We start from the raw sequence: 15551 nt of genomic DNA, 5'->3' as shown, positions 1-15551 counted from the left end.
CCGGAGCGGGGTAGCCATGCTTAGTTATTGATCTTCACGGAGAAGGTCATCGTCGCAGAGCCGCCAGGAATCACCGCGTTGACAGCACTGCCACAGCTCACCGCAACGGTGGTCGATGCATAGTTGGCTGCCGTGGTGAAGGCGGTGGTGATGCCGGTGGACGTGCATCGCACAGTCGGCTGCGTTGCACCCGTCAGGCTGGTGTAGGCCGGAATGGCATCATTGATCGCCAGGTTGCTCACCGGGGCGGCGCCTTCGTTGGTCGCTACCACTTGGTAAACGATGCAGTCGCCAGGCTTGGCAGCCATGATGGGCGCAGCGCTGAAAGCCGGCGTTGCAGGAACTGCCGGGCAAGTACCCGCCACAGCCGCATTCAACACCTGCGTCTTCACCAGACGGATCTGGCCCGTGATGACGGTACTGGTGTCGGTTGCCGAAGGCGCGCCGCAATTGGCCGCGAATGTTGCCGTCACGGTTGCGACATCCGTTGCGCCTGCCGCTGCGCCGCCGGGTGCGAACACCTTGACGAGCAGTTTTTGCGTAGCGCCAGTTGCGAGGCTCAGCGAGCTGCCGCTGTACAGCGTGTCACCTGCATCAAGCTGGCCGTCGCCATTGACGTCAACATAGATGACGGTAGTCCAGCCCAGGGTGATGTCAGCCGAGGTAGGCGAAGCAGCCAATGTGTAGGCACCGCAAGATTGCGCGCCGGTGCTGGTCAGCGTGTGGGCATACACCACGGAGCCGCCTGCGGCAACCTGACCGTTGTTGTCAGGCGTCAGGGTAGCGCCAAAGGTCATGGCAGTCGTCACGGTGACCGCATCGAGCTTCGTATCGGAAACGATGGCGCCGGTGGTGGCTACAGCTGTCGAGGTGACACGGAAATACATCGGCTGAGCGGTTACTGGCGTTTGCGTCACAGGCGGCGTCACGCAGGCGTCAACCTGCACTTGCGCACCCACGGCGACAGCCACAGGCTGAGTCACCGCGGCAGCAGAGCAGGTGGCGCCGCCGGCCACATATTTCACGGTCCAGCCTGCTGGCAGGGAGCCGGGGAAAGCCGCTGTCTGGCTGGCCGACAGGTTGTAGCTGTTGGCAGCTGTATCGTTGTTCTTGAGAAACAGCGTGAACAGTGCAGATGAACCAGCCGGTGTGCTCACCGTCGTCGTTGGCGATGGGCTTGGGCCTGCACCCAGGTCACCAGAACCGACGTTACCGATGCCAGTGCCGACGGCAGTGTTGGTCAGGTCGATCAGCGAGGAAGGTGCCACCAGCGCAGTTGCCTGGTCTTGCGTTGCGTCGATCTTGCTCGTGTCGTTAGCGGAAACACCGCGCACATTCACGACAAACGGACCCGCAGCGGTTGCGCCAGCTGGAACATTGGCGCGAATGATGATGTTCACACTGCTGCCTGCCGAAATTGGCCCTGTATCCACAATGCCATCACCCGTGGTGTCGAGCAGCGCCACCACGCCGCCGGCGCTGAAGAGCTGGAACGTGGTGCCTGCCGGGAAAGTCGAGGCCAGCGCCGTGACGTTCACGGTGTCGGTGGCGTTACCCGTGTTGTAAACCGTCTGCGTGAAGAGGACGCTGCCACCAGGAGAAACCGATGGCTGAATCGTCAAGTCGGCAGCAGTGCCATTAGGCGTGCCGGCTACCGTGTCCTTTGCAGTCACTGCGGTCGAGGCAGTAGCGCCCAGCACGATGCCGTAACTTGCCGTCACGGTGTAAGCGGCTGGATTGGTGCTTGAACCCAGAGTGCCTGGCGCGGTCGAGGTTGCGGCCGGTGCATCGACTGGGTTGTACGTCGCCGTGTTGGTGGTGGTGGACGTGCCGATGAGAGCTGTTTCATTGACCAACACCACAAAGCTGACGGATTGCGTCACATTCGGGTTCAGCGCCGCGACGACTGCCGTCACGGTATTGCCCGTGGCCCGGAAGTCGATGCCAGCGGGGTCACCCAATGCAGCATCGGTCAGGGCGGTGCCTGGAGAACTGCTCCAAACGGCCGAACCAGGCACATAGGTGAAACCGGACGGCAGCGTATCAGAAATCGCGATCTTGCCGACTGCGCCACCCGTGTTGCTCAAGTTGAGGGTGTAGGTCGTATAGACACAACCCGCAGCAGGGGCGGCAGCGCCTGCATTGGTCAAGGCACAGCCCGTGACCGAGCGCGGACCCGTGCTGGTAGCGACTGGCCAGACACCGCCGTTCGTGGACCATGCCACGGCAGGCGAGCCGATGGCCTTGGTGGCATTGAAGGCCGCCACGGTGGTCAGGTTGACGTTATCAACGTCAGCCGCCGTGGTGCTGCTGTAACTGGCAAGCACAGGCGAGCTTGGCACCACGACAGCCGTGACCGTACCAACATTGAACGGGGTGATCGGCGTGGTGGCGGTGGTGGGGATCGAGTAAGCCACCACGAACTGGAATACGCCATTGTTGCCAGCAACTGTCTGGGTAGGCACGGAACAAGTTGCAGCCGGTACGGCGGTACACAGCGCCGAGGTGTTGTCGGGCAAACCGTCGCCATTGGCGTCGGCGAACACTTCTACCCTTGAAAATCCTGCGGCAGGCGAGGTAATGCTGATGTTGAAGCCATCAGCGCCATTGCCCGTGTTGGTCAGCACGTGAGGTGCGTAAACAGTAATGCCCGCAGCACCGGTCTTGGTGTTGATAACGTCAGTCGTGTTCGAAGTGCGTGCATCGAGGTTGAAAGAGCCGACCTGCTGGACCGTGGTTTGCACCAGATTCGACGAGGCCAGCTGGACGATTCCGTTAGGGTCGGTGTACGAGGCGGACGCCTGGTTACCGATGACGGTATTGGCGAGTGGGGCAACAGCGAAGGCAGCCGGACTTCCAAAAAGGAAACCCAACGACAGCGCTGCGGCACCCGCCCATGTCGCTGCCGGCTTGGCGCCGGTGCGATGGGTAGGTTTATGAATGATCACTTTTTATTCTCCTGCTATGGTCAGAGGTGGTTACTAACGGGGGGTAAAACGGGAACCTGAAGTCAAAAAAACCCCTGCCAACCGTGCTTCCGTGATGCGGAAAAACGGCTGTGGGGCAAGGGCACGCCATGAAAAGGCGTACTCACTGATGGAAAGCCTGCAGCTCAGCGGGCTGCGCTGGCAGGCTTCACGGTGATGGCGGAAGACGGGACTGAAGCTGGCGCGGTTTTGGGTGGTGTGGGAACCACCACTTCAACCTTGGCGCGTGCCGTGATCGCAGCAACACCGCCTGCAGGCAACTGGCCCAGGTTCCAGCGCAAGGCGCGGTATTCGTTGTAAGGCACCGGCTCGCTCTTGTTGCCAGGCAGCTTGCGCATCAGCGGCTCGGCGGAGTATTCACCGTCCTTGGCTGCGGCTTTGACCAGCGCGGCCCCCGGCTTGGCGCTCTTGGGCAGATATTCCAGGCCTTCGGGAATCGGCAGGTCGGCCACCAAGCTCTCAACGGACTTGGTGCTGGTGTTTTTGTAGGTGACCTTGTATTCAATCACGTCACCAGGCATCACAGAGGGAGCGGCAACCAATTGCTCTACGCCCTTGGCATCCTTGACCACCTTGAACTGCGTCAACTCAACCGAGACGGCCTTAACCACCGCCGGCGCAACGGCCGAAGCGGCGGCCTTGCTGGCTGCGACCGTGGGTTGCGCCATCACACCACCGCCCAAAAACAACCCCGCCCCCAATAGAACGGCGAACCGCAAAAACCCCGTCACTGCGGCCGAAGAGCCCCTGGGGAGAGGTCTATTGCTATAAGTCATAAAAAAAAGCTTTCAGGTCAGAACCCGTAGTAGTCCAAAAGTAAAAATTCATTTCACAAAGACACAATACTTGTATCATTTTGTTTATATGAACAAAAAATGAAACTATCACGTCATCGAATGCCTTCATAAAGGGCATAAATGTTACGGAATCAACATTTATTGACTCGACAACTTGGTTAATTTGTAAAAAATGTAACTCAATAAGGTTGCCTCAACCACTTAAAAACTCTAAAAGTTCAGGCGTTTCGTGAAAATGTTGACGTTTTATGTACTTTGAAGAAGTTGCCAGATAGCTACCGAGGGGATGTTGCCGATTCCGGGAGCCTCTCAGGATTTTTGTGTGCGAGGCATGACATGACCCAAGACCGCTACGGCGGCACGGCCGCACATCCCATCAGCGTTACTTGACCGGCTGGTCAGCGGGCCAATCATTCACTACGAAGACCGCTTCACCAGCGCTGGTGCGCAAGATGAAGACCGGTTTTTCCACTGCGTCGGCCGGTTGGCACCAAGGCGCCGTGCCTGCAGCGGGAAAATCTCAGCGCCTCGCACACAGAACTTCGAACATTCCCGATTCCGGCTTACAACCGGTACTCCCCATCCCGCAGGCGCGCGAACACCGCCCAGAACGCCGCCTCCTGCGTGGTCGCAAAGTTGATGCGCATCAGGGTGCTCGGCTTGCGCACCGCATGAAACAGCGCGCCGGGGGCAATCAAATAGTCCTCGTCGAGCATGCGCTGCGCCAGCGCGTCGGTGTCCACGCCCGTCTCGACCCAGCCGAACAGGCCTGCCGGCTCGGCCGCGAAGGTGCAGCCGTGCGCCAGCGCCAGCTTGACGCTGCGCGCGCGCGCCTGGTCGAGCCGGGTTCGGATGCGTTCGGCATGGCGGCGCAACTGGCCCTGCTCGATGCACCAGGCCAGCGCTTTTTCCAGCAGCGCGGGCGTCGTCAGGGTGGCGAGCAGCTTGGTGTTGAGCAAGCGCTCGACCAGGTTCGGTGGCGCTGCCATGAAGCCCACGCGCCAGCCGGGCGCCAGAATTTTCGAAAAACCGCTGACGTAAATCGTGCGCTGCAGGCCATCGAGCGCGCACAGCCGCGTGACGTGATCGGGCGCCAGGTGGCTGTAGGTGTCGTCCTCGGCGATGTGAAAATTGTGCTGGCTGGCCAGCTGCAGCAGCCGGTGGGCGCTGCCCGGCGCCAGGCAGTAGCCGGTCGGGTTATGAAACACGCTGACGCTGACAAACAGTTTGGGGCTGTGCAGCTCGCAGTACCGCGCCATCACCTCCAGGTCGGGTCCGTCGGCCCGGCGCGGCACCGGCAAAATGCGCATGCCCAGCGCATCAAGCCGGGCAAATTCCACCGCCCAGCCGGGCTCCTCGACCATCACATAGTCGCCCGCGCGCAGCAGCGTGCGGCTGATGATGTCCAGCGCGTGGGTGGCGCCGACGGTGGTGATGATCTGGCTCGGATCGGCATGGATGTTGAGCGCGCCCAGCCTTTGCGACAGCGCGCGGCGCAGGCCGCTGTCGCCCTTGGGCTCGCCATAGTTGAGCGACAGATCGCGCAGCGCGCTGGCGCCGGTGACTTTGCGCACCGCTGCCGGCATGAAGCTCGATTCCAGCCACTGCGCCGGAAACACCCCCATGCCGGGTTGCGGCTTGTCGCTGATCGGATGAAACATGCCGCGAATCAGGGCGGCGGCGTCAATCGGTGTATTTGCTATTGTTTTAGTAGCTAATTGCTCTTTACCAGCGTGCGCAAAAGGCATATTTGATGCCAAATCACGAACAAAAAATCCGCGATTCTTATGCGCAACGACCAGCCCCTGCGCCTGCAGCTGGTCATAGGCGGCCACCACCGTGGAAACGCTCACGCCCTGCTGCTCGGCGCACAGCCGCACCGAGGGCAGGCGCGCGCCCGGCGCCAGCAAACGGTTGCGAATGCGGTCGGCAAAGCGTGCGCAGAGCTGCTCGGTCAGGGATTGGGAAGCGGTCTTCATCAGCATGGCATGGCCTTGGGGTCGGGCTGCAGCACGCCGTGTGCTGCCAAAGTCGGCAATACAGTTTGAAAATTTGTACCAAAAACTGTATTGGTGGTGTGCTGCTATCAACTATAAAGTCATCCACCATGAACTGGCAAGAATTTACCGCTTTACTCGTCCAGGCCACGGCGATGCGTTGTGCGCCCGGCCCCAGCACCACGCTGTCAACAGCACTGCGGGGGGTTTTCAAATGACGCACCGCAAGACGGACATCACCCGGGGCCTGTGGCTGGGCCTGCTGGGCATCGTGATTTTTGCGGTGACGCTGCCGATGACGCGCCTGGCCGTGGGCACCCCCGAGGCGCCGCAGATGTCCGGCCTCTTCATCGCGATGGGCCGGGCGCTGGTGGCCGCCACGCTGTCGGCGGTGTTCTTGCTCGCCACCCGCGCGCCGTGGCCCCGGCGGCAGGATGTGCCGCCGCTGTTGCTGACCGCCGCCGGCGTGGTGCTGGGCTTTCCGCTGCTCACGTCCATCGCCATGCGCCATGTCGAGGCAGTGCATGCCAGCGTGATCGTCGGCGTGTTGCCGCTGGCCACCGCAGCCGTCGGCGCGCTGCTGCATCGCCAGCGGCCGTCGGCCGGCTTTTGGCTGTGCGCCGGACTGGGCAGTGCGCTGGTGGTGGCATTTGCCATGCTGCGTTCCGGTGCACCGGGCGGCGGCTTGTCGATCCAGCTGGCCGACCTGTTGCTGCTGGCCGCCATGCTGTGCGCCGCCGTGGGTTATGGCTACGGTGCGCGGCTGTCGCAGCACCTGCGCGCCGAGCATGTGATTTGCTGGGCGCTGGTGATGGCGCTGCCGCTGACCTTGCCGCTGTCGCTGGCCAACTGGCCGGCCGCGCCGCTCAAGGCCACGGCCTGGTGGGGCTTTGCCTATCTGGCGGTGTTTTCGATGTGGCTGGGCTTTTTTGCCTGGTACCGCGGCCTGGCGCTGGGCGGCACGGTGCGCGTCAGCCAGGTGCAGCTGGTGCAGCCCTTCTTGTCGATGCTGTTTGCCGTGCCGCTGCTGGGCGAACGGCTGGACGCGGTGACGGCCGGCTTTGGCCTGGCCGTGATTGGGGTGGTGTTCATCGGCAAGAAAATGCCGGTCAACGCCCTTCCTTTGGCCAGGGTGCCGTCAAGGCCTTGAAGCCTTGCGGGCCGGTATGTATCTGACAATGCTTGAACAACAGGAGATTTGAAATGAAATGGACCCAGGCGCGACGCGCGCAAAAAATGAACCCCTCGGTGATCCGCGAGATCCTGAAGGTCACCGAAAAGCCCGGCATCATCAGCTTTGCCGGCGGCCTGCCCTCGCCCAAGACCTTCCCGGTCAGCGCCTTCAGCGCCGCCTGCGAAAAAGTGCTGCGCGAAGACGGCCATGCGGCGCTGCAGTACGCGGCCAGCGAAGGCTATGCGCCCCTGCGCGAGATGGTAGCTAGCATGCTGCCGTGGAATGTGGACCCGGCGCTGGTCCTGATCACCACCGGTTCGCAGCAGGGGCTGGACCTGATCGCCAAGGTGCTGATCGACGAGGACAGCCGCGTGCTGGTCGAGACGCCGACCTACCTCGGCGCGCTGCAGGCCTTCACGCCCATGGAGCCCAAGATCGTCAGCGTGGCCAGCGACGACGGCGGCGTGGACATTGCCGACCTGGCGGCCAAGGCCGAAGGCGCGCGCTTTTTCTACGTGCTGCCCAATTTCCAGAACCCGACCGGCCGCACCATGCCCGAGGAGCGCCGCGCCGCGCTCAGCGCCGAGGCCGCGCGCCTGGGCCTGCCGCTGGTCGAGGACAACCCCTACGGCGACCTGTGGTTCGACACGCCGCCGCCGCTGCCGCTGACCGCGCGCAACCCCGAAGGCTGCATCTACCTGGGCTCGTTTTCCAAGGTGCTGGCGCCCGGACTGCGGCTGGGCTTCATGGTGGCGCCCGCCTCCATCTTCCCCAAGCTGCTGCAGGCCAAGCAGGCCGCCGACCTGCACAGCCCCGGCTTCAACCAGCGCCTGGTGGCCGAGGTGATGAAGGACGGTTTCCTGGACCGCCATGTGCCGACCATCCGTGCGCTCTACAAATCCCAGCGCGACGCCATGCTGGCCGCCATGGTGCGCGAGATGCCCGAAGGCGTTGAATGGAACACCCCGGCCGGCGGCATGTTCCTGTGGGTGCGCCTGCCCGAGGGCATGAATGCGATTGAACTGCTGCCCAAGGCAGTCGAGCGCAACGTGGCCTTCGTGCCGGGCTGGGCGTTCTACGCCGACCAGCCCGACGCGCGCACGCTGCGCCTGTCCTTCGTGACTTCCAGCGTGGCGCAAATCGACATCGGCATTGCCGCGCTGGCCGGCGCCATTCGCGAGATGCGCGCCGGATCACCCGCTTCGGTTGCAGGCACCGCCCCGCAACTTGAAGCGCTGCCCCAGACCTGAACCCCGAACCTGACCGCACTGACGACCCGAAAGAAAGCCCATGACGCCTCGCCTGTTCAAGCAAGTTGACGTTTTTACTTCCACGCCCTACCTGGGCAATCCGCTGGCGGTGGTGCTTGACGGCAGCGGGCTGGACGACGAGGCGATGCAGCGCTTTGCGCGCTGGACGAATCTGTCGGAAACCACGTTTTTGCTGCCACCGACCGATGTATCGGCCGACTACCGGGTGCGCATCTTCACGCCCGGCGGCGAGTTGCCTTTTGCCGGCCACCCGACGCTGGGCAGCTGCCACGCCTGGCTGCAGGCGGGCGGGCAGCCAAAATCCAGGGATTTCATCGTCCAGGAATGCAAGGTCGGGCTGGTGAAAGTGCGGCGTGAAGGCACGCGCCTGGCCTTTGCCGCGCCGCCGCTCAAGCGCTCGGCCCCCAGCCCCATGCTGCTGCCCAGGGTCGCCGCGGCGCTGGGCCTGAAGGCGCACCAGATTCTGGCGGTCCAGCAACTGGACAACGGCCCGGTCTGGCTGGGCCTGCTGCTGGACAGTCCCGATACCGTGCTGCAGCTCAACATCAATCACCTCGCGCTGCAGGCGCTGCAGGTTCACATCGGCGTTGCGGCGGTTTACCCTGCGGCCGAAGCGGCCCCGCTGATTGCCCGCGCCAACCGCGAAGCGCGTGCCTTTGGGCAGACGACCCTCCCCACAGCCGCCCTTGCGCAAGCGCCCGACCTTGAAGTGCGCGCGATTGTCGCGTCCACCACCGTCTATGAAGACCCCGTCACCGGCAGCCTCAATGCCGGCCTGGCGCAGTGGCTGATGGCCGATGGCCACATGCCCGAGCGTTACCTGGCTTCGCAAGGCCTGTGCCTTGGCCGCGCCGGCCAGGTACATCTTGAACGCGATGCGCAAGGCCAGGTCTGGGTCGGCGGCGATTCGGTGACCTGCATCGACGGCCAGGTCATGCTGGGATCGAATTGAACCGGGACGCCTTCAAGCGCCCTGTTTGCCGAAGACCGCAGCCGTGTCGATTCGTTGGCAGCGGCCACGGACTGCAGCCCTAAAGCCAGCCGGAATCCAGCGCGCCATCCCGATGTCCTTCCGGTTACATGCCTGACCTGTCCAATGGCATGGCATCCGGGCCTAAAATCCGGCGTTACGGCACATGCGCAATTTTTCCTCAGCGTGGCAGGCAGGTCATTGCGACAGCGCCACCCCGACAACGACGGACAATGACGGACAAGGACAAACCACAACATGACCCTGCAAAATCCGGCACACCCTTCCCTGCAAGCAATCGCTCTGGGCGCTGAATTTTCAGATCTTGAGGAAGGGGCAAGATACGCGCTGCTGCAGCGCCTGGCGCCGGCCCTGCAGCACCACATGATGGGCAAGTTCCAGTCGATGGACATGATTGCCGCCATGATGGAGAGACGCCTCAAGTCCGCCGACCCCGACCTGGCCAGCATCCGCGAGGACTGCGCCTCGCTCAGCAGCGTTTCGCGCATCGCCGTGAGATCCATCATGGACCTCATGACCTGGATCGAACCCAAAGCAGCATCTACCCTGAGTTTTGACGCCGGCGTCGTGGAATGCCTGGGCTTGCTGTCAACGGAATTCCGCTTCAAGGGTTTTGTGATCGTCAACGAGGCGCGGGAAATCGATGTCAAACTTTCCAGCCGGGCGCTTCGCAGCGTCCTGAGTGCCGCGCTGATTGCACTGAGCGATTTGTCAAAGGTTTCCGCCACGCTGGTGATCCAGGCGCAAGCCATGCCGGACAGCGTCGAGCTGACGATTGACCTGCGCCCCACCGAACGGGATACAAAAAGGGCCTATGTCACCGACAGCCGCGCCCTGAAATGGCGCGATGTCGAGATTCTTGCGCTCGCGGAATCTGTCCAGCTTGAGCGTGGCGACACGGGTGCGCAACTGACCTTTGCCCTCCCGGCCGCAAATGCGGACTTGCCAGGGGATCTTTTCGTCGGTACCGGAATCTGATTCGTTCGCGAAGAACCTGTTTGCCAACTGAAAGCTAAATTGCGAATTAGTAACTGATAGTACTAAACTGAGGCAATCTGAAAAAATTTAAGTAAAGTGAAGATACGAAGGCCGATGCTTCGTAATTTCAAATTCAAGCAGATGCGTTTGCAACCGCATGAATTTTTCCAAAGCGTTGATTGATGAAATGAACGCTCCCACCCAAGGCATGTTTTGAGTCCCGCTTCGAGGAACACCTATGGCTTTAAAAGTTTTTCTGGTTGAAGACAGCGCGGCCCAGCGTGCTTACCTGGCGCAGGCCTTGAGGGCCGAAGCCAAGGTGGAGATTGTGGGTATTGCGGAAACAGAACACCAGGCCATTCACTGGCTTGACAACAACGCCGACCAGTGGGACATCGCCCTGGTCGATCTTTTCCTGGGAGAAGGCTCAGGCGCCGGCGTGATCCAGCACTGCCATGATCGCCGTCCCGACCAGAGCGTTTTTGTCATGACCAACCATTCCCAAAACGAGGCCTTGCTGCATCACTGCAAGCTGCTGGGTGCCGATGCGGTGTATCACAAGGCGACAGAACTGGAGAACCTGCTGGCTTTATTGCAGGAAGGTGCTCACTCAAACAGCCGATGCGTTGCTCAGTAAAATCTGCTTCTTGACGGTGGGGATGATTCGCGGTTTTTAGTTACATTTGTTAACATTCAGCGTATTTAGCTGGTTGAATGAATTGCCAACCGCCACGCTGAAAACTGGGTAATCAGCCAAAAATCGGTACCCTCTGCGGGCTGCCTGAACAGGCCGGTGAACGGCCAGGCGCGGCGCTCTGCGCGGTTTCCATATCGCCCGGTCCCACCGCACCATCGCCCAGGAGCCTCGTTGTTAAAGATTCGCACCTATCTTGTTCTGATGGCGGTTGCCATCTTGCTGCCGGTGGTGGTTTTTTCGACCGTCGCGCTGCAGATGCTGCGCGACGGCGAGCGCGAAGCTGCCTTGCGTGGCCTGCAGGAAACTGCCCGGGCAACCGCGCTGACCGTTGACCGGGAACTGGCCAGTTCCGTCACGGCGCTGGAACTGCTGGCGCGCTCGCCCCACCTTGAAAGCGGCGACCTGCAGGCGTTTTACAAACAGGCCGCGCTGCTGAACAAGCGCACGACCTCCTGGACCGTGTTGCTGGACAAAAATGCCCAGCAACTGGTCAATACGGCGCGTCCATTCGGCGAAGCGCTGTCGCCCCCCCGAAACACCGGCAGGGTGCAGGAGGTCATGGAGACGCAGAACTCACTGGCATCTGACCTTATAGTGGGCCAGGTCACGCAAAAGCTGGTGACCGTGGTGTATGTGCCCGTGCCGGCGCATGGCGGCACACGCTATGTGCTGGCCCAGATCTTCGCGATTGAATTCTTCAACGACACGGTTTTCCAGCCCAACACGCCGAGCAACTGGGTGATAGGAATCATCGGCCGCGATGGCCGCTTCATTGCACGCAACCTCAATGCCCAGGAACTGGTGGGCAAGCCCGCCAAGGCCGATCTGATGAAAGCGGCAGGCGCCCAGGACCATGGCCTGATTCGCCACGACACGCTGGAAGGCACCGACTCCTACGACGCCTTCACGCATTCCGCCATTTCCGGCTGGACGATTGGGGTGGCCGCTCCGGTCAACAATATTGAAGCCACGGCGGGCCGCGCAGTGGCGATTGCCACGCTCGGTTTATTGATAGCCATCACCTGCGCCATGATGATGGCGGCTTTTTTGGGGCGGCGACTGGTGCAATCCATTGCGGCCGCAACCGATGCCGCAGCCGCCATGGGCCACGGCGCCAAGCCAGAATTGACGCGGTCCAATGTACTGGAACTTGACCAGTTGCATACCGCCCTGATGCAGGCTGGCGTCATTCTTGAACTCGCCCAAGCGTCAAGCGCGCAGGCTGAAGAGGAGCGTGAATGTCTGCTGCAAGAGGCCTACAAGGCACGCCTGCGCGCCGAAGCCGAAAGCACCGCCAAGGACCAGTTCCTGGCCATGCTGGGGCACGAGCTGCGCAACCCGCTGGCCGCGATTGGCGGGGCCATCGCCTTGAGCGAGCGGCACGGCCACGCGAGCGCTGCCGCGGCCGAGGCGCGCGCGATCATTCAGCGGCAAAGCGGGCATCTGGCTCACCTGATCGACGACCTGCTGGACGTGAGCCGGATGGTGGGCGGAAAAATCACCCTGAAACCGCAGCCGGTCGAACTGGGACACAAGACCCGTTCGTGCCTGGAATCACTGCGCGCGACCCGGCACATGACCGGCTATGAACTGAAGGTCACGACCGAGCCGGTGTGGGTCAACGCCGACCCGACGCGGCTCGAACAGATGCTCAACAACCTGCTGGTCAACGCCTTCAAGTTCACGCCGCCGGGCGGTTTGGTAGAGGTGACGGTCGGCGGTTCCACGCAAGAGGCCGTGCTGACCGTCAAGGACTCGGGCATGGGGATTTCACCCGAGCTTTTGCCGTATGTCTTTGAGATGTTTGTGCAGGGAGCCGCCAGCCTGGACCGCGCCCAGGGCGGCCTGGGCATCGGGCTGGCGCTGGTGCGCCAACTGGCAAGCCTGCATGGCGGCACGGTTTCGGCCGACAGCGCCGGACCCGGCCAGGGCAGCACCTTCGTGGTTCGCCTGCCACGCATTGCGGCGCCCGTTGCGCGGCCCGCTGCAGCGTTGCCAGCAAGCAGCCCGCACCGGCGCTGGCGAATACTGCTGATCGAGGACAACGACGATGCTCGCCACATGATGCGCCGCCTGCTGGACATGGAGGGCCATGAAGTTTTGGAGGCCGCCACCGGCACGGCAGGCCTGCGGCTGGCCAGCCTGGAAAAGCCCGACCTGGCCATCGTGGACATCGGTCTGCCGGAAATGACGGGCTACGAGGTGGCCGAGCACCTGCGCGGCGACGCCGAAACCCGAAGCATGGGCCTGATCGCCATGACCGGCTACGGCCAGGAGGAAGACCGCAAGCATGCCCTGGCGGCCGGGTTTGACGTTCACCTGGTCAAGTCCGTTGACATCGAGCACCTGCTGGAGGTGATTGACCAGTGCGGCCAGGCCGCCCTGCTGCGCAAGTCGGGGGCCGGCACCGTCCCCATCGAGGGCGCGTCCCCCGGGTGACAGGGGGAAGCCGGTCATTGGGTCTAAATTCTTTTCATGGGAACACTTTATCTGGTACGCCACGGCCAGGCTTCGTTTGGCGCCGATAACTATGACGTGCTGAGCCCGCTCGGACACCGGCAAAGCCTGCGCTTGGGCGAATACTTCAAGGGCAAGGGGGTGAGGTTCGAGGCCGCGCTGACCGGCACGCTGAAGCGCCAGCGCCAGACCTTCGCCGGCATTTGCGAAGGCCTGGGCGTAGAACTGCAGGCAATGCCCTGGCCCGGTCTGAATGAATACGACAGCGCCGCCGTGATTGGCGCCATCCATCCGTATCCGCTGGCCAGACCCGACACGCCCGAGCTGTACAAGCACCACTTTCGCCTGCTGAAAGACGGTCTGGCGCAATGGATGACCGGCGTGGCCAGCCCCCCCCGGGGCATGCCGAGCTACAACGGGTTTGTTGCCGGAGTGACGAGTGCGCTGGACCACATCCGCAGCCACTACGACGGCCATGTGCTGCTGGTTTCCAGCGGCGGGCCGATTGCGACGGCCGTCGGCCAGGTGCTGGGCGCCAGCCTTGAAGCGACCATCGATCTGAACCTGGGCATCCGCAACTGCTCGGTCACCGAATTTGCCTTCACACCCCAACGCCATCGGCTGGTGACCTTCAACACGCTGCCGCACCTGGACGCGCCCGAACACGCCGGCTGGGTGACTTTCGCCTGAGCCGACTACTCAGGCCAAGCCCCGAAAAAACTAAATGCTATAAATTAAATAGCACGAACAACCCGTATCTATTGCGCAAACACCTGTTTTTATAGGAATTTCGCATGAAAGAGCCGACTTTTCACGCGGCTCAATTCGCTGCCGCCTTGCTGACACGCCAGACCACGTTGCCGACATCGTCAGCCACCAGCAGCGCGCCGCGCCTGTCCATCGCCACGCCGACCGGGCGACCATGGGCCTTGCCTTCGGCATTCACAAAACCCGTGAGTACATCAATCGGCAGGCCCGCCGGCCGGCCCTTGGCGAAAGGCACGAAGACGACCTTGTAGCCACTGCGCGGCTTGCGGTTCCACGAGCCATGCTCGCCGACAAACACCCCGCTGGCCAGGGACGCCGGCAAGGCATTGCCTTCGGAAAAAGCCATGCCCAGCGGCGCGACATGGGAGCCCAGCGCGTAGTCGGGCGCAATCGCCCTGGCGACCATCTCGGGCTTTTGCGGCTTGACGCGCGCATCGACGTTCTGGCCGTAGTAGCTGTAGGGCCAGCCGTAAAAGCCGCCATCCGTCACCGACGTGAGGTAGTCGGGCACCAGGTCGCTGCCGATTTCGTCGCGCTCGTTCACCACCGTCCAGAGCGCGCCGGTCCCGGGCGCCCAGCCCATGCCGTTGGGGTTGCGCAGGCCGCTGGCAAACACCCGGTGCTGGCCCGACTTCACATCCACTTCCCAGATCGCGGCGCGTCCGGTTTCGGCCTCGATGCCGTTTTCCGCCACATTGCTGTTCGAGCCGACGGTGACATACAGCTTGCTGCCGTCCGGGCTGGCGATGACATTTTTCGTCCAGTGGTGGTTGATCGGGCCGCCCGGCAAATCGACCACCTTGACGGGCGCGTCGCTGATGCGGGTCTGCCCGGACTGGTAGGGGACGCGGACCAGGGCATCGGCATTGGCAATGTACAAATCGCCGCCCACCAGCGCCATGCCAAAGGGCGAGTTCAGGTTCTGCAAAAACACCGTGCGGGTTTCGGCCTTGCCGTCGCCGTCCAGGTCGCGCAGCAGCGTGATGCGGTTGGCCGACGGCACGCCGGCGCCGGCCTGGGCCATCGCTTTTTTCATGAACCAGCCTTTGAGGCCCTTGCCGTCCTCGGGCTTGGGCGGCGCATTGGTTTCGGCCACCAGCACGTCGCCGTTGGGCAGCACGTAAAGCCAGCGCGGATGCTCCAGCCCGGTCGCCAGCGCGCTGACGTTCAGCCCCGCCATGGCTGTGGGCGCCAATCCTTCGGGCCAGCCCGTGGCCGGTGCGATCTTGACCGTGGGGATCAGGCTGCTTTTGGGCGGCGGCAGGGTCGGGGTGGCGCCCATTCCCGCAGTGGGCGGCAGTTTTGCGGTGTCGCCGCAGGCTGCCAGACCCCCCAGCATCGCAAGGCACAAGGCAGCACGCCACCGGCGGGGATGAAAAGCGCTTGAATGCATGAGTAACTCCTGAAAAGCGGGCTTGCAGGTGCTGTATTCGA

The 15551-nt window shown here is 62.6% G+C and carries 11 protein-coding genes and 1 pseudogene; 8 read left to right on the top strand and 4 right to left on the bottom strand.

Annotated elements, in window-relative coordinates:
- Positions 1-20: 20 nt before the first annotated feature.
- From ABLV49_RS02030 to ABLV49_RS02020, 3 genes are all read right to left on the bottom strand, one after another.
- Complete coding sequence (locus tag ABLV49_RS02030; RefSeq protein ID WP_349279983.1) at positions 21-2948, bottom strand: beta strand repeat-containing protein; 2928 nt, start codon at positions 2946-2948, stop codon at positions 21-23.
- A gap of 164 nt (positions 2949-3112) precedes the next feature.
- Complete coding sequence (locus tag ABLV49_RS02025) at positions 3113-3655, bottom strand: hypothetical protein (protein ID WP_349279982.1); 543 nt, start codon at positions 3653-3655, stop codon at positions 3113-3115.
- A gap of 692 nt (positions 3656-4347) precedes the next feature.
- Positions 4348-5769: a PLP-dependent aminotransferase family protein gene (locus ABLV49_RS02020; protein WP_349279981.1), complete on the bottom strand. Its 1422-nt coding sequence runs from the start codon at positions 5767-5769 to the stop codon at positions 4348-4350.
- Positions 5770-5891: 122 nt separating this feature from the next.
- On the opposite strand from ABLV49_RS02020, the pseudogene ABLV49_RS02015 reads away from it, so the two are divergent.
- From ABLV49_RS02015 to ABLV49_RS01980, 8 genes and pseudogenes are all read left to right on the top strand, one after another.
- Positions 5892-5981, top strand: a pseudogene (locus ABLV49_RS02015) (LysE family translocator); the annotation flags it as partial.
- 14 nt (positions 5982-5995) lie between these two features.
- A complete protein-coding gene (locus tag ABLV49_RS02010) occupies positions 5996-6931 on the top strand; it encodes a DMT family transporter (protein ID WP_349279980.1) in 936 nt (311 codons plus the stop codon).
- A 53-nt stretch (positions 6932-6984) separates the two neighbouring features.
- The gene (locus ABLV49_RS02005; protein WP_349279979.1) at positions 6985-8205 is read left to right on the top strand and encodes a PLP-dependent aminotransferase family protein; all 1221 of its coding nucleotides are present in this window, start codon (positions 6985-6987) and stop codon (positions 8203-8205) included.
- Positions 8206-8245: 40 nt separating this feature from the next.
- The gene (locus ABLV49_RS02000; protein WP_349279978.1) at positions 8246-9178 is read left to right on the top strand and encodes a PhzF family phenazine biosynthesis protein; all 933 of its coding nucleotides are present in this window, start codon (positions 8246-8248) and stop codon (positions 9176-9178) included.
- A gap of 276 nt (positions 9179-9454) precedes the next feature.
- Positions 9455-10195: a hypothetical protein gene (locus ABLV49_RS01995; protein ID WP_349279977.1), complete on the top strand. Its 741-nt coding sequence runs from the start codon at positions 9455-9457 to the stop codon at positions 10193-10195.
- Positions 10196-10433: 238 nt separating this feature from the next.
- Complete coding sequence (locus ABLV49_RS01990) at positions 10434-10832, top strand: response regulator (RefSeq protein ID WP_349279976.1); 399 nt, start codon at positions 10434-10436, stop codon at positions 10830-10832.
- 261 nt (positions 10833-11093) lie between these two features.
- Positions 11094-13331: a hybrid sensor histidine kinase/response regulator gene (locus ABLV49_RS01985; RefSeq protein WP_349279975.1), complete on the top strand. Its 2238-nt coding sequence runs from the start codon at positions 11094-11096 to the stop codon at positions 13329-13331.
- Between the two features lie 36 nt (positions 13332-13367).
- Entirely contained in the window at positions 13368-14039 is a 672-nt protein-coding gene (locus ABLV49_RS01980; protein ID WP_349279974.1) for a histidine phosphatase family protein, read from the top strand.
- Positions 14040-14169: 130 nt separating this feature from the next.
- Here ABLV49_RS01980 and ABLV49_RS01975 read toward each other — a convergent pair whose 3' ends face one another.
- Positions 14170-15510, bottom strand: coding sequence for a PQQ-dependent sugar dehydrogenase (locus ABLV49_RS01975; protein WP_349279973.1), 1341 nt, complete (start codon positions 15508-15510; stop codon positions 14170-14172).
- Positions 15511-15551: the final 41 nt, after the last annotated feature.

This window comes from Polaromonas hydrogenivorans (assembly GCF_040105105.1).
GTDB classification, from domain to species: Bacteria; Pseudomonadota; Gammaproteobacteria; order Burkholderiales; family Burkholderiaceae_C; genus Polaromonas; species Polaromonas hydrogenivorans.
Note: the sequence above shows the minus strand (reverse complement) of the source record. Positions and strands in the feature narration are given on the sequence as shown.

Coding starts and splice junctions, on each gene's coding strand:
- ABLV49_RS02000 (WP_349279978.1), top strand. CDS start 8,246: ATGACGCCTCGCCTGTTCAAGCAAGTTGACGTTTTTACTTCCACGCCC.
- ABLV49_RS02010 (WP_349279980.1), top strand. CDS start 5,996: ATGACGCACCGCAAGACGGACATCACCCGGGGCCTGTGGCTGGGCCTG.
- ABLV49_RS02005 (WP_349279979.1), top strand. CDS start 6,985: ATGAAATGGACCCAGGCGCGACGCGCGCAAAAAATGAACCCCTCGGTG.
- ABLV49_RS01975 (WP_349279973.1), bottom strand. CDS start 15,510: ATGCATTCAAGCGCTTTTCATCCCCGCCGGTGGCGTGCTGCCTTGTGC.
- ABLV49_RS01985 (WP_349279975.1), top strand. CDS start 11,094: ATGGCGGTTGCCATCTTGCTGCCGGTGGTGGTTTTTTCGACCGTCGCG.
- ABLV49_RS02025 (WP_349279982.1), bottom strand. CDS start 3,655: ATGGCGCAACCCACGGTCGCAGCCAGCAAGGCCGCCGCTTCGGCCGTT.
- ABLV49_RS01990 (WP_349279976.1), top strand. CDS start 10,434: ATGGCTTTAAAAGTTTTTCTGGTTGAAGACAGCGCGGCCCAGCGTGCT.
- ABLV49_RS02020 (WP_349279981.1), bottom strand. CDS start 5,769: ATGCTGATGAAGACCGCTTCCCAATCCCTGACCGAGCAGCTCTGCGCA.
- ABLV49_RS01995 (WP_349279977.1), top strand. CDS start 9,455: ATGACCCTGCAAAATCCGGCACACCCTTCCCTGCAAGCAATCGCTCTG.
- ABLV49_RS01980 (WP_349279974.1), top strand. CDS start 13,368: ATGGGAACACTTTATCTGGTACGCCACGGCCAGGCTTCGTTTGGCGCC.